This is a genomic window from Halomonas sp. ISL-56, assembly GCF_018612805.1.
Lineage (GTDB): Bacteria > Pseudomonadota > Gammaproteobacteria > Pseudomonadales > Halomonadaceae > Vreelandella.
The window spans coordinates 38813-64625 of the sequence record NZ_JAGGRO010000004.1; the positions used below are offsets into that span (position 1 = coordinate 38813).

The 25813-nt window shown below is 55.9% G+C and carries 21 protein-coding genes; 7 read left to right on the forward strand and 14 right to left on the reverse strand.

What is annotated here, in order from left to right; translation table 11 throughout:
- Positions 1-83: 83 nt before the first annotated feature.
- The 4 genes from glmM to rlmE all read right to left on the reverse strand — a co-directional run bounded on the left by glmM (position 84) and on the right by rlmE (position 5355).
- A complete protein-coding gene (gene glmM, locus J7J49_RS02265; RefSeq protein ID WP_064234928.1) occupies positions 84-1433 on the reverse strand; it encodes a phosphoglucosamine mutase in 1350 nt (449 codons plus the stop codon).
- The gene (gene folP, locus J7J49_RS02270; RefSeq protein WP_064234931.1) at positions 1430-2344 is read right to left on the reverse strand and encodes a dihydropteroate synthase; all 915 of its coding nucleotides are present in this window, start codon (positions 2342-2344) and stop codon (positions 1430-1432) included. Before folP ends, glmM begins: the two co-directional genes overlap by 4 nt.
- A gap of 105 nt (positions 2345-2449) precedes the next feature.
- Positions 2450-4450 (reverse strand): ATP-dependent zinc metalloprotease FtsH, encoded by a 2001-nt coding sequence (gene ftsH / locus J7J49_RS02275; RefSeq protein WP_064234933.1) that lies wholly within the window; start codon positions 4448-4450, stop codon positions 2450-2452.
- A gap of 257 nt (positions 4451-4707) precedes the next feature.
- Complete coding sequence (rlmE, locus tag J7J49_RS02280) at positions 4708-5355, reverse strand: 23S rRNA (uridine(2552)-2'-O)-methyltransferase RlmE (RefSeq protein ID WP_215089888.1); 648 nt, start codon at positions 5353-5355, stop codon at positions 4708-4710.
- Positions 5356-5469: 114 nt separating this feature from the next.
- On the opposite strand from rlmE, the gene yhbY reads away from it, so the two are divergent.
- A complete protein-coding gene (gene yhbY, locus J7J49_RS02285) occupies positions 5470-5796 on the forward strand; it encodes a ribosome assembly RNA-binding protein YhbY (RefSeq protein ID WP_064234936.1) in 327 nt (108 codons plus the stop codon).
- A 95-nt stretch (positions 5797-5891) separates the two neighbouring features.
- Here yhbY and greA read toward each other — a convergent pair whose 3' ends face one another.
- From greA to carA, 3 genes are all read right to left on the reverse strand, one after another.
- Positions 5892-6368, reverse strand: coding sequence for a transcription elongation factor GreA (greA, locus tag J7J49_RS02290; protein ID WP_064234938.1), 477 nt, complete (start codon positions 6366-6368; stop codon positions 5892-5894).
- Positions 6365-9595 (reverse strand): carbamoyl-phosphate synthase large subunit, encoded by a 3231-nt coding sequence (gene carB / locus J7J49_RS02295; RefSeq protein WP_215089890.1) that lies wholly within the window; start codon positions 9593-9595, stop codon positions 6365-6367. Before carB ends, greA begins: the two co-directional genes overlap by 4 nt.
- 69 nt (positions 9596-9664) lie before the next feature.
- Complete coding sequence (gene carA, locus J7J49_RS02300) at positions 9665-10810, reverse strand: glutamine-hydrolyzing carbamoyl-phosphate synthase small subunit (RefSeq protein WP_215090245.1); 1146 nt, start codon at positions 10808-10810, stop codon at positions 9665-9667.
- Positions 10811-11238: 428 nt separating this feature from the next.
- On the opposite strand from carA, the gene J7J49_RS02305 reads away from it, so the two are divergent.
- Positions 11239-12645: a DNA cytosine methyltransferase gene (locus J7J49_RS02305; RefSeq protein ID WP_215089892.1), complete on the forward strand. Its 1407-nt coding sequence runs from the start codon at positions 11239-11241 to the stop codon at positions 12643-12645.
- Positions 12646-12728: 83 nt separating this feature from the next.
- On the opposite strand, the gene dapB is transcribed toward J7J49_RS02305, so the two are convergent.
- Together dapB and J7J49_RS02315 are read right to left on the reverse strand one after the other, a co-directional pair.
- Entirely contained in the window at positions 12729-13535 is an 807-nt protein-coding gene (dapB, locus tag J7J49_RS02310) for a 4-hydroxy-tetrahydrodipicolinate reductase (RefSeq protein WP_215089894.1), read from the reverse strand.
- Between the two features lie 121 nt (positions 13536-13656).
- Positions 13657-13938: a DUF2218 domain-containing protein gene (locus J7J49_RS02315; protein ID WP_064234949.1), complete on the reverse strand. Its 282-nt coding sequence runs from the start codon at positions 13936-13938 to the stop codon at positions 13657-13659.
- Between the two features lie 264 nt (positions 13939-14202).
- Here J7J49_RS02315 and J7J49_RS02320 point away from each other — a divergent pair, with 264 nt between their 5' ends.
- From J7J49_RS02320 to J7J49_RS02330, 3 genes are read left to right on the forward strand one after another with little or no spacing between them, the layout of a single operon-like run.
- Positions 14203-15336 carry an ABC transporter substrate-binding protein gene (locus J7J49_RS02320; RefSeq protein WP_215089896.1) on the forward strand — a complete coding sequence of 378 codons (1134 nt, stop codon included), beginning with the start codon at positions 14203-14205 and terminating at the stop codon, positions 15334-15336.
- Positions 15326-16426: a FecCD family ABC transporter permease gene (locus tag J7J49_RS02325; RefSeq protein WP_215089898.1), complete on the forward strand. Its 1101-nt coding sequence runs from the start codon at positions 15326-15328 to the stop codon at positions 16424-16426. Before J7J49_RS02320 ends, J7J49_RS02325 begins: the two co-directional genes overlap by 11 nt.
- The gene (locus tag J7J49_RS02330; protein WP_215089900.1) at positions 16420-17169 is read left to right on the forward strand and encodes an ABC transporter ATP-binding protein; all 750 of its coding nucleotides are present in this window, start codon (positions 16420-16422) and stop codon (positions 17167-17169) included. The genes J7J49_RS02325 and J7J49_RS02330 overlap by 7 nt, the downstream gene beginning before the upstream one ends.
- On the opposite strand, the gene J7J49_RS02335 is transcribed toward J7J49_RS02330, so the two are convergent.
- Complete coding sequence (locus tag J7J49_RS02335; RefSeq protein WP_215089902.1) at positions 17147-18058, reverse strand: DMT family transporter; 912 nt, start codon at positions 18056-18058, stop codon at positions 17147-17149. The genes J7J49_RS02330 and J7J49_RS02335 overlap by 23 nt on opposite strands.
- A gap of 195 nt (positions 18059-18253) precedes the next feature.
- Between J7J49_RS02335 and J7J49_RS02340 the strand changes: the two genes are divergently transcribed.
- Positions 18254-19201: an HNH endonuclease gene (locus tag J7J49_RS02340; protein WP_215089904.1), complete on the forward strand. Its 948-nt coding sequence runs from the start codon at positions 18254-18256 to the stop codon at positions 19199-19201.
- A 72-nt stretch (positions 19202-19273) separates the two neighbouring features.
- On the opposite strand, the gene dnaJ is transcribed toward J7J49_RS02340, so the two are convergent.
- The 3 genes from dnaJ to grpE form a co-directional block, all read right to left on the reverse strand.
- Positions 19274-20419, reverse strand: coding sequence for a molecular chaperone DnaJ (dnaJ, locus tag J7J49_RS02345; RefSeq protein WP_007111846.1), 1146 nt, complete (start codon positions 20417-20419; stop codon positions 19274-19276).
- 163 nt (positions 20420-20582) lie between these two features.
- The gene (gene dnaK, locus J7J49_RS02350) at positions 20583-22514 is read right to left on the reverse strand and encodes a molecular chaperone DnaK (RefSeq protein ID WP_064234960.1); all 1932 of its coding nucleotides are present in this window, start codon (positions 22512-22514) and stop codon (positions 20583-20585) included.
- Positions 22515-22672: 158 nt separating this feature from the next.
- Entirely contained in the window at positions 22673-23314 is a 642-nt protein-coding gene (grpE, locus tag J7J49_RS02355; protein ID WP_215089906.1) for a nucleotide exchange factor GrpE, read from the reverse strand.
- A 198-nt stretch (positions 23315-23512) separates the two neighbouring features.
- Here grpE and recN point away from each other — a divergent pair, with 198 nt between their 5' ends.
- Positions 23513-25186, forward strand: a complete 1674-nt coding sequence (recN, locus tag J7J49_RS02360; protein ID WP_215089908.1) for a DNA repair protein RecN — start codon at positions 23513-23515, stop codon at positions 25184-25186.
- A gap of 150 nt (positions 25187-25336) precedes the next feature.
- On the opposite strand, the gene fur is transcribed toward recN, so the two are convergent.
- Entirely contained in the window at positions 25337-25789 is a 453-nt protein-coding gene (gene fur / locus J7J49_RS02365) for a ferric iron uptake transcriptional regulator (protein WP_007111850.1), read from the reverse strand.
- Positions 25790-25813: the final 24 nt, after the last annotated feature.

Consider the following 25813-nt stretch of genomic DNA (forward strand, 5'->3'; position numbering starts at 1 on the left):
AGCGGCCTTGTCAAGACAACCGCTGTTGTAAATACACGTCTATTTTAATGAACCAGCTTACGATGCCAATTCGTTGTGTCCACTTATTGAATTAATGCCTGGACTTGATCTGCCAAACCACGCGCTAATTGATCGACATCTAAATGGGCACGCCCCTCCACCATCACACGAATCAATGGTTCAGTGCCTGACGGGCGTAGCAACACTCGGCCCTCATCGCCCAACTCATGCTCTAACGCGGCGACTGCCTGCTGAAGTGGCGAAGATGCCATTACTTCTTTTGCGCTGGCGCTGGCAGGCAAACGCACATTTACCAGTGCCTGCGGTACTTTCTCAAGATCCCTCAACAGGATCGGCAGGCTCTTCTGCTCGCGCATCATCAGCGCGAGCACCTGCAGCGCAGAGACGACGCCGTCACCGGTGGTCTGCACATGGCCGCAAACAATATGCCCCGACGACTCACCGCCTAGCTCCCAACCATTGGCAGCCATGCGCTCCATCACAAAGCGGTCACCCACCTTGGCTCGCTCAAAAGGAATCCCCAGCTTATCAAGCGCCATCGATAAGCCAAAATTGGACATTAGCGTGCCAACCACGCCGCCTTGCAGCAAACCACGTTCGTGGCGGTCGCGGGCAATCAGATACAGGATATCGTCGCCGTCGACTTCACGCCCATCGCCATCAACCAGCAGCACGCGGTCGCCATCGCCATCAAAGGCGATTCCCAAATCTGCATTTTGCTGAATAACAGCAGCACGCAGAGCCGCGGGGTGCGTTGAGCCCACCTGCTGGTTAATATTTAACCCATCAGGCGAGGCACCAATGGTCGTCACGTCAGCCCCCAGCTCGCGAAACACGTTGGGCGCAATATGGTAAGTAGCACCGTGAGCACAATCCAGCACGATTTTGAGGCCGTGCAGGCTCAGCCGATCAGGCAGTGTCGATTTGCAAAACTCAATATAACGGCCTGCGGCGTCGTCAATGCGGGTTGCTTTACCTAACTGTGCGGCTTCCGCGGTGGTCAGCGGCGCCTCTAACATTGCCTCGATACGGTCTTCCGTCTCATCGGGGAGCTTTTTGCCCTCGGCGGAGAAAAACTTGATGCCATTATCGTCAAACGGGTTATGCGATGCCGAAATGACGATGCCCGCATCGGCACGAAACGTCCGCGTTAAGTAGGCAATCCCAGGCGTGGGCATAGGCCCCAGCAATGATACATCGACACCCGCCGCGGAAAGCCCTGCCTCTAAGGCGGATTCAAACATATAGCCAGAGATCCGTGTATCTTTGCCGATCAACACTCGAGTCCGGCCTTTCTCACGGCGCAGCACCTGGCCCGCCGCCCAGCCCAGCTTGAGCATAAAGTCAGCGGTAATCGGTGACTTACCCACCGTGCCGCGAATCCCATCCGTCCCAAAATAGCGTCTTGTCATGCGTCAAATTCCTTGTTAAGCGGCGGCTCGCAGCCTTCTTGTAGTACCGCCCATGCCATATTGACTGCATCGACCGTTGCAGCCACATCATGCACGCGCAGAATATTCGCGCCACGCTCCACCGCCATGGCAGCGAGCGCTAAACCACCGCTAAGGCGCTCCTCCACCGGGCGGCCCAACACCTTGCCAATCATACTTTTACGCGACATACCCACCAACAATGGAAGCTCCAACGACTGTAGAGACTCCATATATTTAAGTAAGCGTAGATTGTGTTCGACGGTTTTGCCGAAGCCAAAGCCAGGGTCTATCAATAGGCGATTGCGGCGTAAACCGGCCGCCTCGCATTCAGCAACCCGACGCGCCAGATAGTCAGCCACCTCTTCCTCAATAGGGCGCTGATAGGCGGGCGATTGCTGCATATCTTGCGGCTCGCCCTGACGATGCATCAAACAGACGGGGAGACCGCTGCCCACCGCGGCCAACAGCGCACCCTCCCGCTCAAGGGCGCGCACATCGTTAATCATTCCAGCACCCAGCTCACTCGCCTCGCGTATGACCGCCGGGCAGCTGGTATCCACCGACACTAACGCATCCAGCTCGCGCACCAAGACCTCCACCACCGGCGCCACCCGATCCAACTCTTCCTGGGGGCTAACCGGTGTCGCCCCGGGGCGGGTCGACTCGCCACCGACGTCTATCATCGCCGCCCCTTCAGCCAGCATCCGTTCGGCGTGGCGCAAAGCATCATCCAATGCCACGTGCTGTCCGCCATCGGAAAAAGAGTCCGGCGTCACATTAAGTATGCCCATCACCCGGGGAAAGGAGAGGTCTAGCAAATGGCGCCCGCAACGCAGCTGGAATGCATTTTCTGCGGTTCGTGTAGAGGACGTGTCCAGAATTGATTTCATGCTGCAGCCTGATCAAGAAAATAAACATTGCAGTGGTATGTACACAGCATAACAAAAAAGGCGCCCCTGACGGGGCGCCTTTTGCTCATTCGGCAGTGCTGGCTGTTATGGGCCTGCGGGACCGCCTAGCGGGTCTGAGGGGCGGCGACGCGGCTCATCGTCGTCCTCTTCACCATCATTTCCAGAAGCGTTAGAAGAAGCGTCATCTTCGGCCTTCACCTGCGGCTTGTCATCGTTGACAGGCGTGCCGCCACCGGGCGAGTCTCCATCATCCCAGCCTTCCGGCGGGCGTGGGTCACGGCCTTCCATGATGTCCTTCAGCTGCGCGGCATCAATGGTCTCGTACTTCATCAAGGCTTCTGCCATGGCATCAAGCTTATCGCGATTGTCGGTCAGGATTTGACGCGCCTGCTCGTAGCAATCGTCGATGATTTTGCGAACTTCCTTATCAAGGCGAGTGGTGGTATCACCTGACTTCATCTTGCCGCCACCCTGGCCCGGGCCGCCGAGGAACTGATGAGACTCGTCCTCGTCGTACATAATCGGGCCCATTTCGTCCGACAAGCCCCACTTGGCAACCATGTTGTGGGCCAGCTCGGTAGCACGCTTAATGTCGTTGGAGGCGCCCGTCGTCACACCGTTCGGGCCTAGAGTCATCTCTTCGGCAATACGACCGCCAAACAGTGAGCAGATTTGCCCCAGAATTTGCTGCTTCGACAGGCTGTAACGATCCTCTTCCGGCAGGAACATGGTGACACCCAGCGCACGACCACGCGGAATAATCGTTACTTTATAGACCGGGTCATGGGAAGGCACGACCAAGCCGATAATGGCGTGACCAGACTCATGGTAAGCCGTGTTGAGCTTCTCTTTATCGGTCATGACCATCGATTTGCGCTCAGCGCCCATCATGATCTTGTCCTTCGCGAGCTCAAGCTCTTCCATGCTCACCAGACGCTTATTACGACGGGCTGCAAACAGTGCCGATTCGTTCACCAGATTGGCTAGATCCGCGCCGGAGAAGCCTGGCGTACCGCGCGCAATCAACTGCGGTTTGACGTCATCCGCCAGCGGCACTTTGCGCAGGTGAACACCCAAAATGTGCTCACGACCACGAATATCCGGCAAGCCGACCGTTACCTGACGGTCAAAACGGCCCGGACGCATCAGCGCTGGGTCGAGTACATCAGGACGGTTGGTCGCGGCGATAACAATGACACCTTCGTTGGCTTCAAAGCCATCCATCTCAACCAGCAGTTGGTTCAACGTCTGTTCGCGCTCGTCATTACCACCGCCCATACCAGTGCCACGCGAGCGACCAACCGCGTCGATTTCATCAATGAAGATAATGCAAGGCGCCTGCTTCTTGGCCTGTTCGAACATATCGCGCACACGAGATGCGCCGACACCGACAAACATTTCAACGAAATCAGAACCTGAAATCGAGAAGAACGGCACTTTAGCTTCGCCTGCAATCGACTTGGCTAACAGCGTTTTACCGGTACCTGGCGGGCCCACCATCAACACGCCGCGCGGGATGGTGCCACCCAAGCGTTGGAATTTGGTCGGATCACGCAGGAAGTCGACTAGCTCTTCTACTTCTTCCTTGGCTTCATCACAGCCCGCCACATCGGCAAACGTCGTTTTGATCTGATCTTGAGAGAGCAGCTTGGCCTTCGATTTACCAAAGCTCATCGGGCCGCCTTTACCACCACCGGCTCCGCCCTGCATTTGGCGCATGAAGAACATGAAGATGCCCAAAATTAGCAGAATCGGGAAACTGGCAATCAGCAACCGCGTCCAGATACTTTGCTGTTCTGGCTCCTTGCCCACTACTGTCACGTTGTTGCTCAACAGATCGTCCATCAGCTTGGGATCTTCCGCCGAGGGGCGGATGGTCTGGAACTGAGAGCCGTCCGTGCGCTCACCCGTGATGGTATAGCCATCAATGGTCACGCTACGCACCTGTTGATTTTGCACCTGCTGCACAAACTGGGAATAGTTGGTGTTTTGCGGTGCACTTTCGGTACTGAAATTGTTGAACACTGTCAGTAGGACGGCCGCGATGACCAACCACAGAATCAGGTTCTTCGCCATATCGTTCAAGGGGCTACCCTCATTACAAGAATCTGTCAGTTAAACCCTGATGCTAAATAAAGCCTTCTACTAATTCGCTTAGTAATACGACATTACATCAGCATCAAGCGTTCAACCATTGCCAAAGCGTCTTATGCCTCGGGCCATCTGTGTCACGCGCACTTATAGCGACTAATGTGACACACGTTGCGCTTGCCTGTCTGGCAATCGCGCTGATAAATCTTGGCTATTAACCACGCCAGCAACTGCTGAACCAGCCTAACCAGTTACCCGCGAAACCCTTCGGCCAGGAAATAAACTTCCCGGGAGCGTGCCCGAGAAGCATCCGGCTTACGAGTCACCACTTTGCTAAAGCTGCCACGCAGCTCTTTCAAACAGGCGTCAAACCCTTCCCCCTGGAATACTTTAGCTAAAAATCGACCACCAGGTGACAACGTTTCGCGCGCGAGTTCTAACGCAAGCTCCACTAAGTACATCGCCTGAGGCTGATCAATCGCCGCCATACCACTCATATTGGGGGCCATATCCGACATCACAAGGTCTACACGGCGATTATCTAGGCGTTTCAGTATCGCCTCTAGCACTGCCTCTTCAGTGAAATCACCCTGGATAAAGTCTACACCGGCCAGCGCATCCATCTCTAAAATATCAGAGGCAATCACCACACCTTCAGGCCCCACCCTCTCCGCAGCGATTTGACTCCACCCGCCAGGCGCTGCGCCCAGATCAATCACCGTCATACCTGGGCGCAGCAGTTTATCCTTTTCATCCAACTCGATCAGCTTATAGCTGGCGCGGGAGCGGTAGCCATCTTGCCAGCTCTGCTTCACGTACTGGTCGTCGAAATGCTCTTTCTTCCAGTTATTGCTGGTCTTGCTGACGGAATGTTTTCGATTTGGGGGCTTTTGCTGCATGTAGGAATCTAACACTGGAATAAGAGATGGGCGCATTCACGCGATCGCTTTCACTCGGTGACGTTTCACCGTAAGATGGAGCGTTAAGCGCTAACCGGGATACCGCAAGATACCATGAGCTTGTCACAGGCACAAAAGAAAGCATTTCGTAGCATTGGCCACCATCTTAACCCAGTGGTCACCGTTTCTGAGAACGGCGTCTCCGAAAATTTGCTCGCAGAACTTAACCGCGCACTCACCGATCACGAACTGATCAAAGTGAAACTCGCCCTTCCTGAGCGTGACGATCGTGCGGCGATCATCGCCGAACTGACCGCCAACAGCCGTGCCGATCTGGTGCAAACCATTGGCAAAATGGCGCTGCTCTACCGTAGAAACCCGCAGGTGAACCCGAAGCTTTCTAATGTTACCCGCTTTGAGAACCACCACGGTCGGTACTAACCGCTAGACGGAACTCGCGTTAAATCGAGCGTCGCTAGACTAGAACGCCCCTTCAACCGACCTAATGCAGGCCAATTGAAGGGGCGTTTTTTTTATCAGATGTACTCGACGCTACCTATTTCGTACTCAACATCGCCGCCGGGTGTTTTCACCACCACCACATCACCCTCTTCCTTGCCGATTAAAGCACGGGCGATGGGAGAAGTGACCGAGATACGGCCGGACTTAATATCCGCCTCATCTTCGCCGACGATACGATAAGTGACTTCCGCATCGGTATCCAGATTCATTAGCGTCACGGTAACGCCAAAAATCACTTTGCCCGTTTTCGGCAGCTTGGTGACATCAATTACTTGGCAGACGGAGAGCTTACTTTCAATCTCCTGAATACGCCCTTCGATAAACCCCTGCTGCTCGCGAGCGGCGTGGTACTCGGCGTTCTCTTTGAGATCGCCGTGCTCACGCGCTTCGGCGATGGCCGCGATCACCTGCGGACGCGCTTCGCCTTTGAGATGATTCAACTCTTCGCGAAGACTTTTCTCTCCCGCAACCGTCATCGGGACCTTGTTCATTGACTTGCTCCTGCATGCAGATCCTGAAGGCGCCGCACCGTAATCTCCCTACCGTACTCAAGCGCCATGCAAACAGCATTAGCGCCCGCCAAGGTGGTCGCATAGGGCACCTTGCGCGCGAGAGCAGTACGGCGAATTACCGAAGAGTCGTTAATAGCCTGACGACCTTCAGTGGTGTTCACAATGTAGGCGATTTCGTCGTTCTTAAGCAGATCGACGATATGGGGACGACCTTCGTAGACTTTATTGACGTGCTCCACAGCAAGCCCAGCAGCTTCCAAAGCAGCCGCTGTCCCCTGTGTTGCACATAGCGTAAAGCCTAATGCTAACAGAGAACGACCCACTTCGATAATCCCCGCCTTGTCAGGTTCGCGCACAGACAAAAACGCTTTACGCTCCCCCGTTAGCGCAGGAATCGCCTCGCCAGCGCCTAATTGGGCTTTGAAAAAAGCCTCTGCGAAGGTGTCACCAGAGCCCATTACTTCGCCGGTCGACTTCATTTCCGGTGAGAGAATCGGATCGACACCGGGGAATTTATTGAACGGGAAGACCGCCTCTTTAACGCTATAGAAGTGCGGCACGATCTCCTTCTCAAAGCCCTGCTCAGCCAGGGTTTTACCGGCCATGCAGCGGGCAGCAACCTGCGCCAGCGAGGTACCAATGCATTTAGAGACAAAAGGCACTGTACGCGAAGCGCGGGGGTTAACCTCGATCACGTAAATTTCGCCATCTTGCCAAGCCAGCTGCACGTTCATCAAGCCTTTAACGCCCAGCTCAACGGCCATCTGTTTCACCTGATGGCGCATTTCGTCCTGCACATCGGCAGGCAGCGAGTAAGGTGGCAATGCACAAGCGGAATCACCGGAGTGAACACCCGCCTGCTCGACATGCTGCATGATGCCGCCAATCACCACCTGCTGACCGTCTGACACTGCATCGATATCGATCTCGATCGCCGCACTCAGGAAGTGATCCAGCAGCACCGGTGAGTCGTTGGAGACTTTCACCGCGTGGGTCATGTAATTTTCAAGCTCGGAGGCGTCGTAGACGATCTCCATGGCCCGACCACCCAGTACGTAGCTCGGGCGTACCACCAGCGGGTAGCCAATCGCTTCGGCTTTATCAAACGCTTCGGCAAAGCTGCGCGCGGTGGCGTTGGGCGGCTGCTTGAGACCCAGCTTGTCGATCATCACCTGGAAGCGCTCGCGGTCTTCGGCCCGGTCAATGGCATCTGGCGTGGTACCAATAATCGGCACACCGGCGGCCTCTAGCGCGCGGGCCAATTTCAGCGGCGTTTGGCCACCAAACTGAACGATCACGCCCACCGGCTTCTCTTTGTCGGCGATTTCAAGCACGTCTTCCAACGTTACCGGCTCAAAGTAGAGGCGATCAGAGGTGTCGTAGTCGGTGGAGACGGTTTCCGGGTTGCAGTTAACCATGATGGTTTCATAACCGTCGTCGCGCATGGCGAAGGCGGCGTGAACGCAGCAGTAGTCAAACTCGATACCTTGGCCGATCCGGTTCGGGCCACCGCCTAGCACCATAATTTTCTGGCGGTCAGAGACATCCGCCTCGCACTCCTCTTCATAGGTGGAGTACATATAGGCGGTATCAGAAGCGAACTCAGCAGCACAGGTATCGACGCGCTTGTAAACCGGGCGAATACCGGCGGCCTGACGGGTTTCGCGGAAGTCTTTTTCGCTGACGTTCAGCAGCTTAGCCAGGCGCGCATCGCCAAAGCCTTTGCGCTTGAGCTGATAGATTTCCTTGGCCGAGAAGTCAGCCAGCGAGCGCTTGGCGACGGCGTTTTCCGTCAGCACCAGATCTTCCAGCTGAACCAAGAACCAAGGGTCAATATTGGTTAGCGTAAACACATCCTCAACACTCATGCCCGAACGCATGGCATCAGCGATATATAAAATACGCTCGGCACCGGCGGCCTGCAGCTCGCCCTGGATAATCGCCATGTTGTCTGGGGTAAAGTCGGTAATGATCGGATCAAGACCATCGTTACCCGTTTCCAGCCCACGCAGCGCTTTCTGCAGCGACTCCTGGAAGGTACGCCCAATCGCCATCACTTCGCCCACCGACTTCATCTGGGTCGTCAGGCGGTCGTTGGCCTGGGGGAATTTCTCGAAGGTGAAGCGCGGAATTTTGGTGACCACGTAATCGATAGACGGCTCAAACGATGCCGGGGTACGCCCGCCGGTAATATCGTTCTGCAGTTCATCCAGGGTATAGCCCACCGCCAGCTTGGCGGCGATCTTGGCAATCGGGAAGCCGGTGGCTTTCGAGGCCAGCGCCGAGGAGCGCGACACCCGTGGGTTCATTTCGATGACCACTAGGCGCCCGGTTTTGGGATCCATACCAAACTGAACGTTGGAGCCACCGGTCTCTACACCAATCTCGCGCAGTACCGCGAGGCTGGCGTCACGCATGATCTGGTACTCTTTATCGGTCAGCGTTTGCGCCGGGGCTACGGTGATGGAGTCGCCGGTGTGCACCCCCATGGGGTCGAAGTTTTCAATCGCGCAGACGATGATGCAGTTGTCGTTTTTGTCGCGGACAACTTCCATCTCGTACTCTTTCCAACCCAGCAGCGACTCGTCGATAAGCAGCTCGTGGTTGTTGGAGAGCTCGAAACCACGGGTACAGATCTCTTCGAACTCTTCCTTGTTGTACGCCACGCCGCCGCCGGAGCCGCCCATGGTGTAGGAAGGGCGAATAATGGTCGGGAAGCCTAGCTCAGCCTGAATTTCCCAGGCCTCATCCATGGTGTGGGCGACTTTCGCTTTCGGGCACTCTAAGCCAATGCGCTTCATGGCCTGATCGAACAGATCGCGGTCTTCGGCCATGTTAATCGCATCGGCGTTGGCACCGATCATCTCGACGCCATGCTTTTCCAGCACGCCATGCTTTTCAAGCTCAAGGGCACAGTTCAGCGCCGTTTGGCCGCCCATCGTCGGGAGAATCGCATCGGGGCGCTCGGCTTCGATGATTTTTTCCACTGTCTGCCAAGTAATCGGCTCGATGTAAGTGGCATCGGCCATGGCCGGGTCGGTCATGATGGTGGCAGGGTTGGAGTTAACCAAAATAACCCGGTAACCCTCTTCGCGCAGCGCTTTACACGCCTGGGCGCCAGAGTAGTCGAATTCGCAGGCCTGGCCGATCACGATCGGGCCAGCGCCAATGATCAAAATACTGTTAATGTCGGTACGCTTAGGCATAACGGTTCCCGCAAAAAATGGTGACGATGAGCGACAAAAGACGGCGATACAGTGATACGACTGAGCGCGTTAGCGACGCGCCTGCATCATCGCGACGAAGCGATCAAACAGCGGCGCCACGTCGCGCGGGCCGGGGCTCGCTTCCGGGTGGCCTTGAAAGCTGAACGCCGGTCGGTCGGTGAGCTCAATCCCTTGCAAGGTGCCGTCAAACAGCGAGCGGTGCGTGGCACGAACGTTGGCCGGCAACGTTGCTTCATCTGCCGCAAAGCCGTGGTTCTGGCTGGTGATCATTACCGTGCCGGTATCCAGATCCTGCACCGGGTGGTTGGCACCGTGGTGGCCGTGGCTCATTTTGACCGTCTTCGCACCGGAAGCCAGCGCCAGCAATTGGTGGCCCAGGCAGATACCGAATACCGGAATCTCAGTTTTCAGCACGTCCTGGATCGCTTTGATGGCGTAGTCGCAGGGCTCCGGGTCACCAGGGCCGTTAGCTAAAAATACACCATCCGGGTTCATCGCCAGCACCTCAGCGGCTGGGGTTTGTGCGGGCACCACTGTCAGGCGACAGCCACGCGCGGCCAGCATACGCAGGATGTTGAATTTCACCCCGTAGTCGTACGCCACCACATGGTAGGGGCGCTCACTTTTAGACGCATCGGCGTAGCCTTCACCCAGCGTCCACTCACCTTCCGACCATTCGTAGGCTTGCTTACACGACACTTCTTTGGCCAGATCCATACCCTTCAGACCCGGGAAAGCCTTGGCGGCTTCCAGCGCCCGAGTGACCGCGTCGCCACCTTCCGCATCAGCACCTGCCAAAATCGCCCCGTTTTGCGCACCTTTATCACGCAAAATGCGCGTTAGGCGACGGGTATCGATATCGGCAATGCCCAGCACGTTTTGGCTTTTCAGGTAGTCCGAGAGCGACTGCTCAGAGCGGAAGCTGCTGGCCATTAGCGGTAAATCGCGAATCACCAAGCCTGCTGCGGCAATAGAAGCTGACTCAATGTCTTCAGCGTTAACGCCGGTATTGCCGATATGGGGATAAGTGAGGGTGACGATTTGTCGGGTGTAGGAGGGGTCGGTGAGGATCTCTTGGTAGCCGGTCATGGCCGTATTGAACACCACCTCACCGCTGGTTAATCCGTCCGCGCCAATGGCGATACCGTGGAACACGCTGCCATCTTCCAGGGCCAATATTGCGGGTTTGCTCAATGCGGGGTTATTCAAAACAAGATCCTCCCATGCTGGTGGGAGCCTGTGGGGCGCAGGCTCAGCAATTTCTTGATTAATCCACGACGCTAGATATCAAAACTGTCTGTTTCAAAAGTAGGGTCGTAAAAAAGCGGGACGAAGCCGATAAAAAGAATCGGTTTCATCCCGCTTGTTGTTCGATGCCTTTCTGAGTTGCTTCGCTTTTCGGTTAACACTTTTCGCTTAAGCACAGCAAACTCAAGGGCAGGCTTTGGGCTGGCCAACGCAACAAGCGCGCCGTCTAGAGATTTTTCCAGGCCACCCGGCCAAAATTTTTGAAATGTTACAGGATTTGATTGCCCAAAACTACCCCCTACAACACCTATTGACACCAATCAGCCAGGCATCGACCATAGGTACCTGCCTAACGTTTCGCAAGGGAAACAAAAGTGAGTCCCCACATCAGCATTGAAGATGCCGCGCTAAAGCTTGGGGTTAGCCCTCAGCACGCAAGAACCCTGTGCCGGAAACAGGCGCTAAAGGCAGAAAGAATCGGCAGCACTTGGGTGATCAATGCCCAAAGTGTCAAACACTACCAACAAGCGTTAGAGCAGCGTATCGCAAAAGATCACCCAGCCTACTTTGACGCCTCGGGCGATACTGATAAGCCAATCGCCTTAAGTTTTTTCTCAGGTGCAATGGGGCTGGATCTTGGCATCGAAGAAGCCGGGTTTGATATCCGTTTAGCCTGCGAACTCGACAAATACTGCCGTCAGACGATTCTGCTTAATCGCCCCAATACCGCCTTGCTCGGCGACATCAATGACTACTCAGCCTCACAAATTTTAGCAGCGGCGCAGCTAGAGGCGAACGATGTTGACTTGATGGTAGGCGGCCCGCCCTGCCAAGCGTTTAGCACCGCGGGCAAACGAAAGGCTTTCAATGATGATCGCGGCAACGCCTTTCTAACGTTTATTAATTTGGCCATTGAGATACAGCCACGCTTCCTCGTCATTGAGAACGTACGTGGACTGCTTTCATGCCCGATGGATCACCGGCCCCATAGCCAGCGCGGCCCCGGCTTCCCCGACCTCTCGCTGGACGAGATGAAAGGCGGAGCGCTTAATTTCGTATTGTGCCTACTGAAAAAAGCCGGTTACTCATGCACCTTTAATCTGTATAACTCGGCGAACTTTGGCACCCCACAAACCCGCGAAAGAGTCATCATCGTTTGCTCTCGTGACAGTAGCCCTGCGCCTTTTTTGCAGCCAACCCACTCAGAGCACGGCAGCCACGGGCTTCCGAAGTGGAAAAACTTCAAAGACGCGGTTGCAGGCCTGACAAGCCACACGCACCTTAATTTTCCAGAAAAACGCTTGAAGTATTATCGTCAGCTAAAGGCCGGACAGAATTGGCGTGCGTTAGCCCCTGCTATGCAGCAAGAAGCCTTAGGAAAGTCTTATTTTTCCGGCGGCGGCAAAACAGGCTTTTTGAGACGCCTAAGCTGGGATAAACCCTCCCCGACCCTGGTGACCCACCCAGCCATGCCCGCGACAGATTTGGCGCACCCTGAAGAAGATCGGCCCTTATCCATAGAAGAGTACAAACGAATCCAAGAATTTCCCGATAGCTGGCAACTGGCAGGGCCGTTAGTGCAGCAATATAAACAAGTGGGCAACGCCGTACCCGCCAGCTTAGGTTACGCGGTCGGCAAACTGGTGAAAGACCTGCTCGAAAACAAAGCAACGACACCGCCTGAGGATTTTAAGTTCTCACGCTATCGGGAGACCTCTCACTACGAGTGGAGCCAAGCCTTTGAGCGGCAGCAAAAGGTACCGCAGCCCAGCCTGTTTTAAGGCACTTTTTTAAATACGCAGAAGGGGCTTTCACCCCTTCTCACGCACAAACGCTAACTGTGGTTTTATCAATCGCGTTCAAACTAGATAAGGCCCAACACATCCTGCATATCGTATCGGCCGTTCTGTTTGCCAGCGACCCAGCGCGCCGCTCGTACCGCCCCCTTGGCGAAGGTCATGCGACTGGAGGCTTTATGGGTGATTTCGATACGCTCGCCTTCAGTGGCAAACATCACCGTATGTTCGCCGACGATATCCCCCGCGCGCACGGTGGCAAAGCCGATCTCTTTATCGCTACGCGGGCCACACTGCCCTACTCGTTCGAACACGCCGTGCTCTTTCAGGCTGCGGCCCAGGCTATCGGCAATCACTTCGCCCATTTTGATCGCGGTGCCGGAAGGCGCATCGACCTTATGGCGATGGTGAGACTCGATCACTTCAATATCGTAGCCTTCATCGCCCAGCGCCTTGGCAGCGGTTTCGAGCAGCTTCAGGGTTAAATTAACCCCGACACTCATATTGGGCGCGAACACCATGGCCACCTTATCGCGGTAGCTATCAAGCTCGGCCAGCTCATCATCGCTCATGCCGGTGGTGCCAATCACAATACGCTTACCGTGTTCAGCGCAGAACGCCAGGTTGGCCAGCGTGACCTGCGGAGCAGTGAAGTCGATTAACACATCAAAGTCATCGACAATCAACGCCAGAGAATCCACTGCGACAACGCCGCGCTTACCCACCCCGGCAAGTTCGCCAATGTCGGCGCCCGCCAAGGAGCTGCCTGGCTCCACAATCCCACCGGCTAGCGTCGCCTCAGCCTCTTGCTCTACAGCGTTTACCAATGTCCGGCCCATGCGGCCAGCCACGCCTACTATGGCAATTCGGGTCATGCGAACTCCTGCGCTCTGCGTTTCAGTTGCGTGCAAAAAAAGCGAGATCAAAATTTGCCGCGATTATAGCAGACACCCCCGAGCATTCGACGCTGGCCTTTTACAACTCGCAAAGGGCAACTCAGTTCTCCCAGACGATCGCCAGCTCTTCATCGCCTGCCATTCGGATCAGATGACGCTCGACCACGCCTTCAAGCTCATCCAAATGCTCCTCTTCGAGAGTTTCGAGGGCCACTACTAACTTATCGGCCTCCGCCACCATTAAACAGGTGCCGGTGGCAAACGTAATGGTAGCTTGCTGATCACTCTGCTCGACCTCCAACTTGTGCGCCCAGTGTTTGCAGAGTCGATTCATTAAACGTTCGGCGGAAGGCGTGGCGATTTCAACACGAGATAAAGGCATAGCGGCCTCTCCATAAATGTAAGTACTTGCTAACTAAAAAGCGTCAACAACCCATTGCCGTTCAGAGCCCAAGACGTGAAGCCGTCGCCGAAGAATAAATGGCAAGAGCAAAGCTTAGCATGTGAACTATTAAGTGCTGTACCCCCAGTGATGCCGCACAAACGCTAATCAGTTACAATAGCAATTGCATCTCTATGCTATCAATCGTCATAACGCATCAGCGATGCCAGCCCTGTTAACCAATATCGACCAACGAGTAAAAAAATGCTCAGTTCTCCGCCTGTAAAAATTCTGCTTGGTATGCTTATCAGCTTTGCTTGCTGCGCCACTGCTGTGGCTGACGATATCTCCATCACCGATGTCGCTGGCCGCCAGGTCACTCTGGACGCCCCTGCCGAACGGGTTATTTTAGGCGAAGGGCGGCAAATTTATCTGCTCGGGTTACTCGAACCTGAAGACCCTTTTGCCCATGTTGTGGGTTGGCGCGAAGACTTCTCTCAGGCGGATCCCGACAACTATGCTCGTTACGCCGAGCGCTTCCCAGAGATTGAAGACATCCCTACCTTTGGCGGTTTCAAAGACGGCACCTTCGATGTAGAGCAGGCCGCCGCGCTTAATCCCGACGTAGTGCTGATGAACATCGAGGCAAAAGCTGCCACCGAAGACGCCGCCTACGACGACAAATTGGCGCAATTGGGCATACCGATCGTTTATGTGGATTTTCGTGAAGACCCACTTGAGCACACCATTCCCTCCATGCGCATCATCGGCCAAATCATGGACGATGAAGAGGCCGCAGAAGCGTTTATCGAATTTGCCGAGACTGAACTGGCACGGGTAACCGATGTGATTGCCGAGGCCAACCCAGAGCGCCCCAGCGTTTTTATCGACCGGGCAGGCGGCTACTCCGACGAGTGCTGCATGAGCTTTGGCCCTGCCAACTTTGGCGATTATGTCACCCTGGCAGGCGGCAGCAATATTGCTGAAGGCATTATTCCCAACAGCTTCGGCAACCTGAACCCTGAACAGATTATTGCCGCCAACCCCGACCACGTCGTTGTCACTGGCGGCAACTGGGATGCCTACGTACCTGGCGGCGACTGGGTCGGCGTAGGCCCTGGGTCTGATATGCAACAGGCTCACGCCAAGCTGGAAGCGCTGACAGAGCGCACCGCGATGACCGGCATTAAGGCCGTTGAATCAGGCAACTTCCACGCCATTTGGCACCAGTTTTACAACAGCCCCTACTACTTCGTCGCCGTGCAGCAGCTAGCCAAGTGGCTACATCCTGAGCTGTTTGAAGACCTGGACCCCAACGCCACGATGGAAGAGTTGCACGAACGCTTCCTACCCATCGACTATGAACCCGGCTACTGGATATCGCTGCATGACGACTGATACGCAAGTCTCGGAAACAAAGGTATCGGAAGCAGAGGTGTCAGAGCGCGTCTCACAGGGACGCGCCTTCTACCATAGCCAGGTTTTCCGCCGCCAAATGATATTGGTAGCACTGGTGTTAGCACTGTTTTTTAGCCTCTGCGTTGACCTGGCACTAGGGCCTGCCCGTTATAGCCTGGGCGAGGTGATTGCGGCGCTGTTTACGCCGGGTAGCGTTAGTCAGCAAGCGCGGGTAATTCTTTGGGAAATCCGCATGCCGGTGGCGCTGATGGCACTGGTGGTAGGCGCCAGCCTGTCGGTGGCCGGGGCGCAGATGCAGACCATTCTGAGCAACCCGCTAGCCAGCCCGTTTACCCTGGGGATTTCCGCCGGGGCCAGTTTTGGCGCTGCTCTGGGCCTGGCGTTTGGTGTAGCCATTGTGCCGGCAGCGATTGAGTTTGTGGTGCCCATCAATGCCTTCGTGATGGCCATGTTCACCGCCTTCTTAATTCATGCCTTGAGCCTTAAGCGCGGCGTGACGGTAGAGACCATTGTGCTGCTTGGCATCGCCATGGTGTTTATTTTCAACTCGCTAATGGCGCTGATTCAGTTCTTTGCCAGCCAAGAGGCAGTTTCCGCGGTGGTATTCTGGACCATGGGCAGTTTGACCAAAGCCACTTGGCCCAAGTTCTGGATCGCCCTCAGCATTCTCGCCTTGTCGATGCCGCTGCTTGCCCGCCATGGCTGGGCGCTGACGGCTATGCGCCTAGGCGATGCCAAAGCCGAAAGCATGGGCGTCAATCCCCGCGCGCTGCGCTTGGAAGTGCTGGTGCTGGTGTCGCTACTCGCCGCTATCGCGGTGGCGTTTGTAGGCACTATTGGGTTTATTGGCTTGGTGGGGCCGCATATTGCGCGCATTTTGCTGGGTGAAGATCAGCGCTTCTTCCTACCCGGCTCAGCGCTGTGCGGCGCGCTCATCCTCTCCGTTGGCTCGGTTATCTCCAAGATCATTATCCCTGGCACTATCATCCCCATTGGCATTATCACCTCGCTGGTGGGCATTCCCTTCTTCCTATTTCTGGTGCTTAACCACAAGAAGGCCTCATGGTAACGCTACAACTAAACCGCGTATCCGCCCGCTATGGGCGGCACCCTATTCTGCAAGAGATCACCACGCCCTGCTTTCACGGTGGCCAAGTGGTCGCGCTACTGGGCCCCAACGCAGCGGGTAAATCGACGCTTTTTCGGCGCGTGTTAGGGCTATTGAAAGGCGAAGGTGAGGTGATCATCAACGGCACCAGCGCCGAGCGGCCAGTCGGCTATATGCCCCAGGACACTGGCGCCAAGGCGGTGCTCACGGTCTATGAATCGGTGCTTTTGGCGCGCATGCAGGGGCGCGGATTAAAAGTACAGCCAGAGGATTTGGCCCAAGTGGATCGCGCGCTGGAAGAACTGGCGATAACGGCCCTTGGCGAGCGCGATATCGGCGACCTCAGCGGCGGCCAGCGCCAACTGGTCAGCGCCGCTCAAGCGCTGGTGCAAGAGCCAGAGATTTTGATGCTGGACGAGCCAACTTCGGCGCTCGACCTCAACCGCCAGATCAGCCTGTTGACGGTGCTGCGCCGGTTGGCCGACGAGCGCCAGATGCTGATTCTAGTGGCGCTCCACGACCTGGGACATGCGCTACGCTTCGCCGACGCCGCCATGCTGCTGGAAAATGGCCGCCTGATTGCCTGCGGCCCCACCGCTGAAGTGATTACGCCAGCGCTATTGCAGCAAGTATATAAAGTCACGGCCCGAATTGAGCCGTGCTCGAAAGGCCAGCCGCAGCTTATCGTCGAAGCAGCCATTTAGCCGTTAACCTAAGCCGTCGCCCTTCCATCGCCGCTAGCGCTACCCCGCTTAACATCAGCGGTAGCGCTAGTAGAAAGCCGCTGGAGACCGGTATGCCAAACAGCACCCAGTCGGCGAGCACAGGCCACACCAGGGCAATATATTCAAAAGGCGCCAAACGTGACGCCTCGGCGTAGCGCAGCGCTAATGTCATTGCGATATGGGCGGCGCCGCCAAACAGGCCCGAGAGCACCAACAGGGCAAACTCAGCACGTGTGAGCGCGGCCCAGCCCAGCGGGAGCGTGGCAAGCCCAGCCAGCGCTGCCACCACAATAAAGTAGAAGGCGATAGAAGCTGCCGTCTCAGTGCGCGAAATACGCCTCACGGTCAGTAGCGCCCCAGCGGTTAACAGGGCACCCAGCGCCCCTAACGCGTACCCGGTTATTTGCCCATTACTGGAACTGGCATTGAGCCCAGGCAAGATCAGCACTGCCACTCCAGCAATCGCCAATATTATGCCGCCAGCGCGGTAGAGCGAGAAGCGCTCCCCCAACAGCAGCACACCGCCTATCGCCATAAACACCGGCGTTAGCTGGGCTAATAGCGTCGCCTCGGCGACGGGTAGCAGCGCCACCGCCGCAAAGGAGGCAAACATCGCCGCCGCCCCCATCCCCGAGCGCAGCGCATGCCCCAAGGGGCGCCGCGTAGCCAACCCGTGGGGAAACTCCCGCCGCAGCAGCAGAAAAATCACGATAGGCAGCAGCGCAAACAATGAACGAAAAAACACCGACTGCCCTACAGGCACCGCGTCGCTCACGGCTTTAATGCACACCAGCATGCCAGTGAACAGAGCGCCTGAGAGCACCCGGAGCCAGATGCCCAACCCCGGGCGCGCGTCTTCATCCAGCATCGTTTCTCTTGTCCTTTGCACAAACAATCCACTTCTAAACAGAGCATTAAATAGCGAGTCAGGCTTGTGCAAATCACCAAGCTGATATTTGAGATACTAATAAAGACCTACCATTTTACATTATGTAGCACCCTGCTTTACCTAAAAGCCGTGCTAACCTTCGCAGCAACGTAAAGTACCGCCTAGAGACACAACATGATGGATGAAACGCTAAGCTGTCTGGCCAAGCTAAGGGTGGGTCACAGCCGTGGCCGCTTGGCCCCCAACAAGCCCTGCCTTTTGTTGGCGATTATTTGTGAAGTCCAGAGTGGGCATATCACAACGCCAACTATAGCTATTGATGACAGACTTATTTCTCGCTACTTCGACCTCTACGAGGCCATTACCGGGCAACGCCAGCCAGCGAATCCTCAGCTTCCCCTTTGGCACCTCAAAAGCGATCAAGGCCGGTCAGGGCCTCTTTGGCAACCACTGTTTGCCGCAAATATTGCCACCCTTGCACCGCGGCTAGGCCAACCAAAATCCATCGCCGCCTTACGGGAGCTTTTCACCGAAGCCCTATTTGATCCCGAGCTGTTTAAAATATTTCAGAACAGTCAGAAGGCTCACGACGCCAGCGCACTCCTGGTAACCAAATATCTCTATGACGAGCAATACCACCAGAAAGACATTCACCGCTACCTGACGAGGGCGTTAGACAGCAGTGAATATGAAAAACACCCTGAAGCACTGATCGGCAATGTCATAGAAGAGCGCCAGCAACAGGCCCGCTCGGCCGCCTTTCGCTCCTTGGTACTTGAAGCCTATGACTATCGGTGCGCGGCCAGTCGACTGCGCTACATTACACCCGACTATCGTTACCTTGTAGAAGCTGCCCACCTTGTGCCTTTTTCGGAAAGCCAAGATGATCGCCCAACGAACGGCCTGGCACTTACACCAAACCTGCATTGGGCAATGGATAACCATCTCATTGCTCCTGGGCCAGACCTTCAATGGCATGTAAGCCCAGGCATTGACCGCTTCGTGACCGATAATAGCTGGCTTTGGGAGCTAGATGGGCAGTCGTTAGTACTACCCAGATCAGCTCGCTACCAGCCTGATCGCGAGGCACTTGTGTGGCGTATGGATCACCTGCAGCAATAAATCATCTACAAAAAAACGCCCCAGCACCTAAAAGATGCTGGGGCGTTTATCATGCAGCGAATTGCATCGCTGTTACGGCTTCATATCTTCAAAAAAGCTCTTCACGCTGTCGAAGAAGCCGGTTTTCTTCGGCGAGTGGTTGTGGCTGTTGCTGTCGTCAAAGCTCTTCTGGAGCTGGCGCAGTAGGTCGCGCTGCTCGTCGTTAAGCTTGACCGGCGTTTCCACTACCACCTTGCACAGCAGGTCGCCGGGCATGCCACCGCGCACTGGCTTAACGCCCTTACCGCGCAGGCGGAACAGCTTACCGGTTTGGGTTTCCGGCGGAATCTTCAGCTTCACGCGGCCGTCTAGCGTGGGTACTTCAAGCTCGCCACCTAGCGCTGCGTCGACGAAGTTGATCGGCACATCGCACTGCAGGTGCTTTCCGTCACGCTGGAAGATATGGTGCGGCTTGATCGCCACTTGTACGTACAGATCCCCAGGCGGGCCACCGTTAACGCCGCTCTCGCCTTCGCCATTCAAGCGGATACGATCGCCGGTATCCACGCCGGGCGGAATCTTAACGGACAGCGTGCGTGTCTCACGTACCCGGCCTTCGCCATTACACTTATGGCACGGCACTTTAATGTGCTGGCCAGAGCCATGGCAGGTGGGGCAGGTCTGCTGCACGGCAAAGAAGCCTTGCTGCATACGCACTTGACCGTGACCGTGACAGGTCGGGCAGGTCTCCTTCGAGGAGCCTGGCTCGGCGCCACCACCATCGCAGCGGTCACACTCGATATGCCGCGGAACGCGAATATCGACTGTGGTGCCGGCAACGGCGTTTTCCAGATCCAGCTCTAGGTTATAGCGCAGGTCGGAGCCGCGTGCCGGGGCATTGGGGCCACGGCGACGACCACCGCCTCCGCCAAAAATATCGCCAAATACATCGCCGAAAATGTCGCTGAAATCGCCAGCGCCAGCACCGCCGAAGCCACCGCCGCCACCTTGGCCATCAACGCCCGCATGGCCGAACTGGTCATAGGCAGCGCGTTTTTCGCCGTCGCTGAGCACTTCATACGCTTCGGACACTTCGCGGAATTTTTCCGCTGAGGTTTTATCGTCCGGGTTTCGATCAGGGTGGAATTTTTGCGCCAGACGGCGATAGGCCTTCTTGATCTCTTTCTGATCGGCCCCTTTTTCGACACCCAGGACTTCGTAATAATCGCGTTTGGACATAGGCCCTACGCCTCCTGGTTAGCTACGCACTCAACTGCACATTTAGCGATACTCATTTAGCTACATACCTAGCTATATACCTAACTACGTGCGTCTTGGTCTCGGAAACAGCAACGCGGGAGTAAGCTCCCGCGTCACCGCTTTCCTTGGCAGAAAGAGGATGTTACTGCTTTTTCTGATCGTCGTTGACTTCTTCGTACTCGGCGTCAACCACATCTTCTTCTGGCTTGGAGGTGCTTTCAGCACCTTCGCCGCCTTCTTGCTGCGCTGCTTCTGCCTGCTCGGCGTACATCTTCTGAGCAAGCTGGCCAGAGGCTTCGGTCAATGCATCCAGTTTCTTCTGGATGTTATCGACGTCGTCGCCTTTAACCGCTTCTTCCAGTTCGCTGATGGCCGTCTCAATCGCCTGCTTCTCGTCGTCAGTGGCCTTGTCACCGGCCTCTTCCAACGTTTTGCGCGTGGCGTGAATCATGCCATCGGCTTGGTTACGCAGCTGCACCAGCGCTTCGAACTTTTTGTCTTCTTCAGCGTGCGCTTCCGCGTCACGTACCATTTGCTCAACTTCTTCGTCCGACAAGCCGCTGGAGGCTTTAATGACGATAGACTGCTCTTTGCCAGTGGCCTTGTCTTTCGCCGATACGTTCAGGATACCGTTAGCGTCCAAGTCAAAAGCGACTTCGATCTGCGGCACACCGCGCGGTGCGGGCGGAATGTCAGCGAGGTCAAAGCGACCCAGCGACTTATTCTGCGCGACTTGCTTACGCTCGCCCTGTACGGCGTGGATGGTAACCGCCGTTTGGTTGTCATCCGCAGTTGAGAAGGTTTGGGTCTTCTTGGTCGGGATGGTGGTGTTCTTGTCGATCAGCGGCGTCATGATGCCACCCAGGGTTTCGATGCCCAGGGTAAGCGGGGTAACGTCAAGCAGCAGTACGTCTTTAACGTCGCCACCCAGTACGCCGCCCTGAATCGCGGCACCCACGGCAACCGCTTCGTCCGGGTTAACGTCTTTGCGGGCTTCTTTACCGAAGAAGTCAGCGGCTTTCTTCTGCACCATCGGCATACGTGTCTGGCCACCGACCAGGATCACTTCGTCGATTTCAGATGCGGACAGGCCAGCGTCTTTCAGTGCCATTTTGCACGGCTCGAGCGAGCGCTGAACCAGTTCTTCTACAAGCGACTCCAGCTTGGCGCGCGTTACCTTAACGTTAAGGTGTTTCGGGCCAGTGTTATCGGCGGTGATGTAGGGCAGGTTCACGTCGGTCTGCTGGGCGCTGGAAAGCTCAATTTTGGCTTTCTCGGCGGCTTCTTTCAGACGCTGCATGGCCAGGTTATCGCCGGAAAGATCAATGCCGCTGTCAGACTTGAACTGGTCAACCAAATAGTTGATCAGCGCCAGGTCAAAGTCTTCGCCGCCCAGGAAGGTGTCACCATTAGTGGCCAACACTTCAAACTGGGTTTCGCCGTCAACATCAGCAATTTCGATGATCGAAATATCGAAAGTACCGCCACCCAGGTCGTAGACCGCGATGGTTTTGTCGCCGCGGGATTTGTCCATACCGTAGGCCAGTGCGGCAGCGGTCGGCTCGTTGATAATGCGCTTAACGTCTAGACCCGCAATGCGGCCGGCGTCTTTGGTCGCCTGACGCTGACTGTCGTTGAAGTAGGCCGGAACGGTAATGACCGCTTCGGTGACCGCTTCGCCCAGGTAGTCTTCGGCGGTTTTCTTCATTTTCTTCAGCACTTCCGCGCTTACCTGCGGCGGTGCCATTTTTTTGCCTTTTACTTCAACCCAGGCATCACCGTTGTCGGCTTCGGTGATTTTGTACGGCACCATTTTGATGTCTTTTTGAACAACGTCGTCTTTAAAGCGACGGCCAATCAGACGCTTGATGGCGTACAGAGTGTTTTCTGGGTTAGTGACGGCTTGGCGTTTAGCGGCCTGACCAACCAGCGTTTCACCATCATCGGTATAGGCGATGATAGAAGGCGTTGTGCGGCCGCCTTCGGCGTTCTCAATTACTTTAGCGCTGTCACCATCGAGCACGGCCACACAAGAGTTAGTGGTGCCCAGGTCGATACCAATTATACGTCCCATAGCAATACCTCGAATTCGGTTGTTACAAAACTGGAAATTTATCTTTTAAAGCGTGTCTGCGGGTTTCCCCGCGGGGTTGCTCTTTATTTGGGGGCCGCCGCTGACATTTCAAGGGCTTTTTTTCACACTCTTATTTAAGACTCTGTGCCGCCGGTGGCTTAATCGGCCTTTTTACTCACTACGACCATGGCTGGGCGCACCAGGCGTCCATTGAGCAAATAGCCTTTCTGCATAACGTCCATCACGGTGTTCGGATCAAGATCCGGGTTAGGCACCATGGTCATGGCTTCATGCACCTGTGGGTCGAAGGGCTCGCCATGGGGCTCAATGCTTTCCACGCCGAACTTGTTGAGTACCCCCAACTGCATCTTCAAGGTCATTGAGACGCCTTCCCGGTGAACCTCAGAGGCGCCCTCTTCCATGGTCTCAAGGGCTTTTTCCAGGCTATCCACCACCGGCAGCAGCTCTTTAACAAACTTCTCTAGAGCAAACTTGCGCGCTTTCTCGGCTTCCTGCTCAGCGCGGCGACGCACATTTTGGGCTTCAGCGGCGGCGCGCAGGGCTTGATCCTTGGCATCGGCCAGGCTTTGCTCTAACTCGCCTACTTGGGCGGCCAGCATTTCCGCTTCAGGGTTGTCGGAGCTGCCTTCTAGCGGCTCTTCGTCATTGATCAGGCCTTCCAACTCGCCCTCCATCAAGCGCTCTTCAACGACCCTCTCAGCCGCTTGCTCGGCGCCCTCGGCTTCATGCTCGTGGCGGGCCAGCTCATCGCCCATGGGTGTTTGCGGTTCTTTCGCCATGTTGTGCTCCTAAAATGTAAGGCGCTGCCACACCGGGCTTCGCGCAAAAAGTGAGGGTATTAAATAGCTATGCACGCTATATGGGGGCCATAAATTCCATCTCAAGAGGTGCATTGAAGTGAGTTATTAACTACTGTATAAATCAACAACTATTGGATAAGTATCCAGCTTCTATGCTGTACCGCCTCAGGAGGCGCCATGCTTACTCAGCTAGCTATTCAAGATTTCGCCATTGTCGATCACTTAGAACTCGACTTAACCGGCGGCATGACCGCAATTACCGGGGAAACCGGGGCGGGCAAGTCGATTCTGTTAGGCGCCCTTGGGCTGTGCCTGGGCGAGCGCGCTGATGCCGGTAGCGTGCGCCACGGCCGCGAGCGTACCGACCTCTCCGCGCGTTTTGATATTCAGCACCTGCCCGCCGCCGTCGAGTGGCTGACCGCCCGGGAGCTTCCGGCAGAAGAGTGCTTACTGCGCCGCGTGGTCACCGCCAACGGTCGTTCCAAAGCATGGATCAACGGCCAACCCGCGACCATCTCCGACCTGAAATCTCTCGGCGAGCAGCTGATTCAAATTCATGGCCAGCATGCTCATCACGCTTTGATGCGCGAAGAGACCCACCTTGCCTTGCTGGACGATTACGCCGGCCTAAACGATGCCACCGCTCAATTAGCCGAGACGTTCCGCGAATGGCGCAATGCACGTCGTCAGCTGAAGAAGCTAAGCGAAGAAGGCAGCGAAGTAGAGGCCAAACGGCAATTGCTGCGCTACCAGGTAGAGGAGCTGGATCAACTCGCGTTAGCAGAGGGCGAATTAGCCACGCTAGAAGAAGAGCAGCACACCCTCGCCCATGCTGAAGAGACGCTGCGCGAAACCCAGTTTGCCGCCGACTGCTGCGCCAGCGATGAGGGCGGCGCACTGTCTTTACTCAATCAGGCCTTCGCTCACTTAAGCGCACTACCAGGGAGTGATAAAGGCACCCTGGCCAACACGCTAGCCATGCTGAGCGATGCGCGCATTCAAGTGGAAGAGGCCTCCAGTGAACTCAACCGCCTCGCCAGCACCACCGAATTAGACCCTGAACGGCTCGCCTGGGTAGAAGAGCGCATGACCGATGTCCATCGCATTGCTCGCAAGCACCACGTTGCCCCTGAAGAGCTGTGCGCCCTGCATGCCGACTTACAGCGGGAGGTCGCGCAGCTCGAAGAGGGGGGCAATGACCTGGAGGCCCTCAGTGCACGGGTAGTCGAGCTCCGCGAAGCGTACCGCCAAAAGGCGAAGAAACTCACCGAGAGCCGTCAAAAAGCCGCGCTTCGTTTGGGCAAAGAAGTGCAGCAGCAGCTGGGCTTTTTAGCCATGGGTAAAGCGCGCTTTGAAGTGGAGGTTACCGCCAAAGACGCGCCCTCCCCTGAAGGCCTTGACCGCGTGCAGTTTTTAATTAGCGCCAACCCCGGCCAGCCTGCGCGCCCATTAACCAAGGTCGCTTCCGGCGGCGAATTATCGCGGATTAGTCTCGCCATTCAAGTCGTCGCGGCGACGCACTCAACGGTGCCCAGCCTGGTATTTGACGAAGTGGATGTGGGTATCTCGGGCGCCACCGCAGAGATCGTTGGCCAACTGCTGCGCAAACTGGGTGAAAACGGTCAGGTAATGACCGTTACTCACCTGCCGCAAGTAGCCGCACAGGCGCACCAGCACCTACATATCGAGAAACAGGCGAAACGTGACACCACGCTAACCCAAATGGCGCTGCTCGACGAGCAGGGCCGCATCAGCGAACTGGCACGCATGCTGGGCGGTGTAACGCTTTCAGACCAAACACTCGCCCACGCGCGGGAGATGCTTCACGCCAGCCAGCGTCCGCCACACTGATACCGGATACCTGATACGCCCAATAACTGGATAAACACAAACGCCCCTATCCACTGGGCGAATTCACTTAGCGAATTCGGCCCAGTAGATTAGGGGCGCTGACATTTCGAACAACGACTAACGCTTTAAACTAGCGATGACCTAGGAACGTTATTTTTTGTTCGTCGGCCCGCTGTCCTGGCGTGTTACGTCGGAACCACGCGGACGCACATATAGCACCAGGGCATGATCCACTAGTTCGTAGCCGTGCTCTTCAGCAATTTCTTGCTGACGACGCTCGATGATCTCATCAACAAATTCAATGATTTCACCGCTTTCAAGGCACACCATGTGGTCATGGTGATCCTCTTGGGTCATCTCGAATACCGCATGTCCTCCGTCGAAATTATGACGAATTACCAAGCCCGCTGACTCAAACTGAGTCAAAACGCGGTATACGGTTGCCAAGCCAACATCTTCGCCCGCATCGATCAGTGTTTTGTACACTTCTTCCGCGCTAAGGTGGTGCTGACCCGAAACATTTTCGAGAATTTGAAGTATCTTGACGCGCGGCAGGGTCACTTTTAGACCGGCTTTGCGCAATTCATGGTTCTGATCGGCCATGGTCGCTCTTCGCAGTAACTGGTT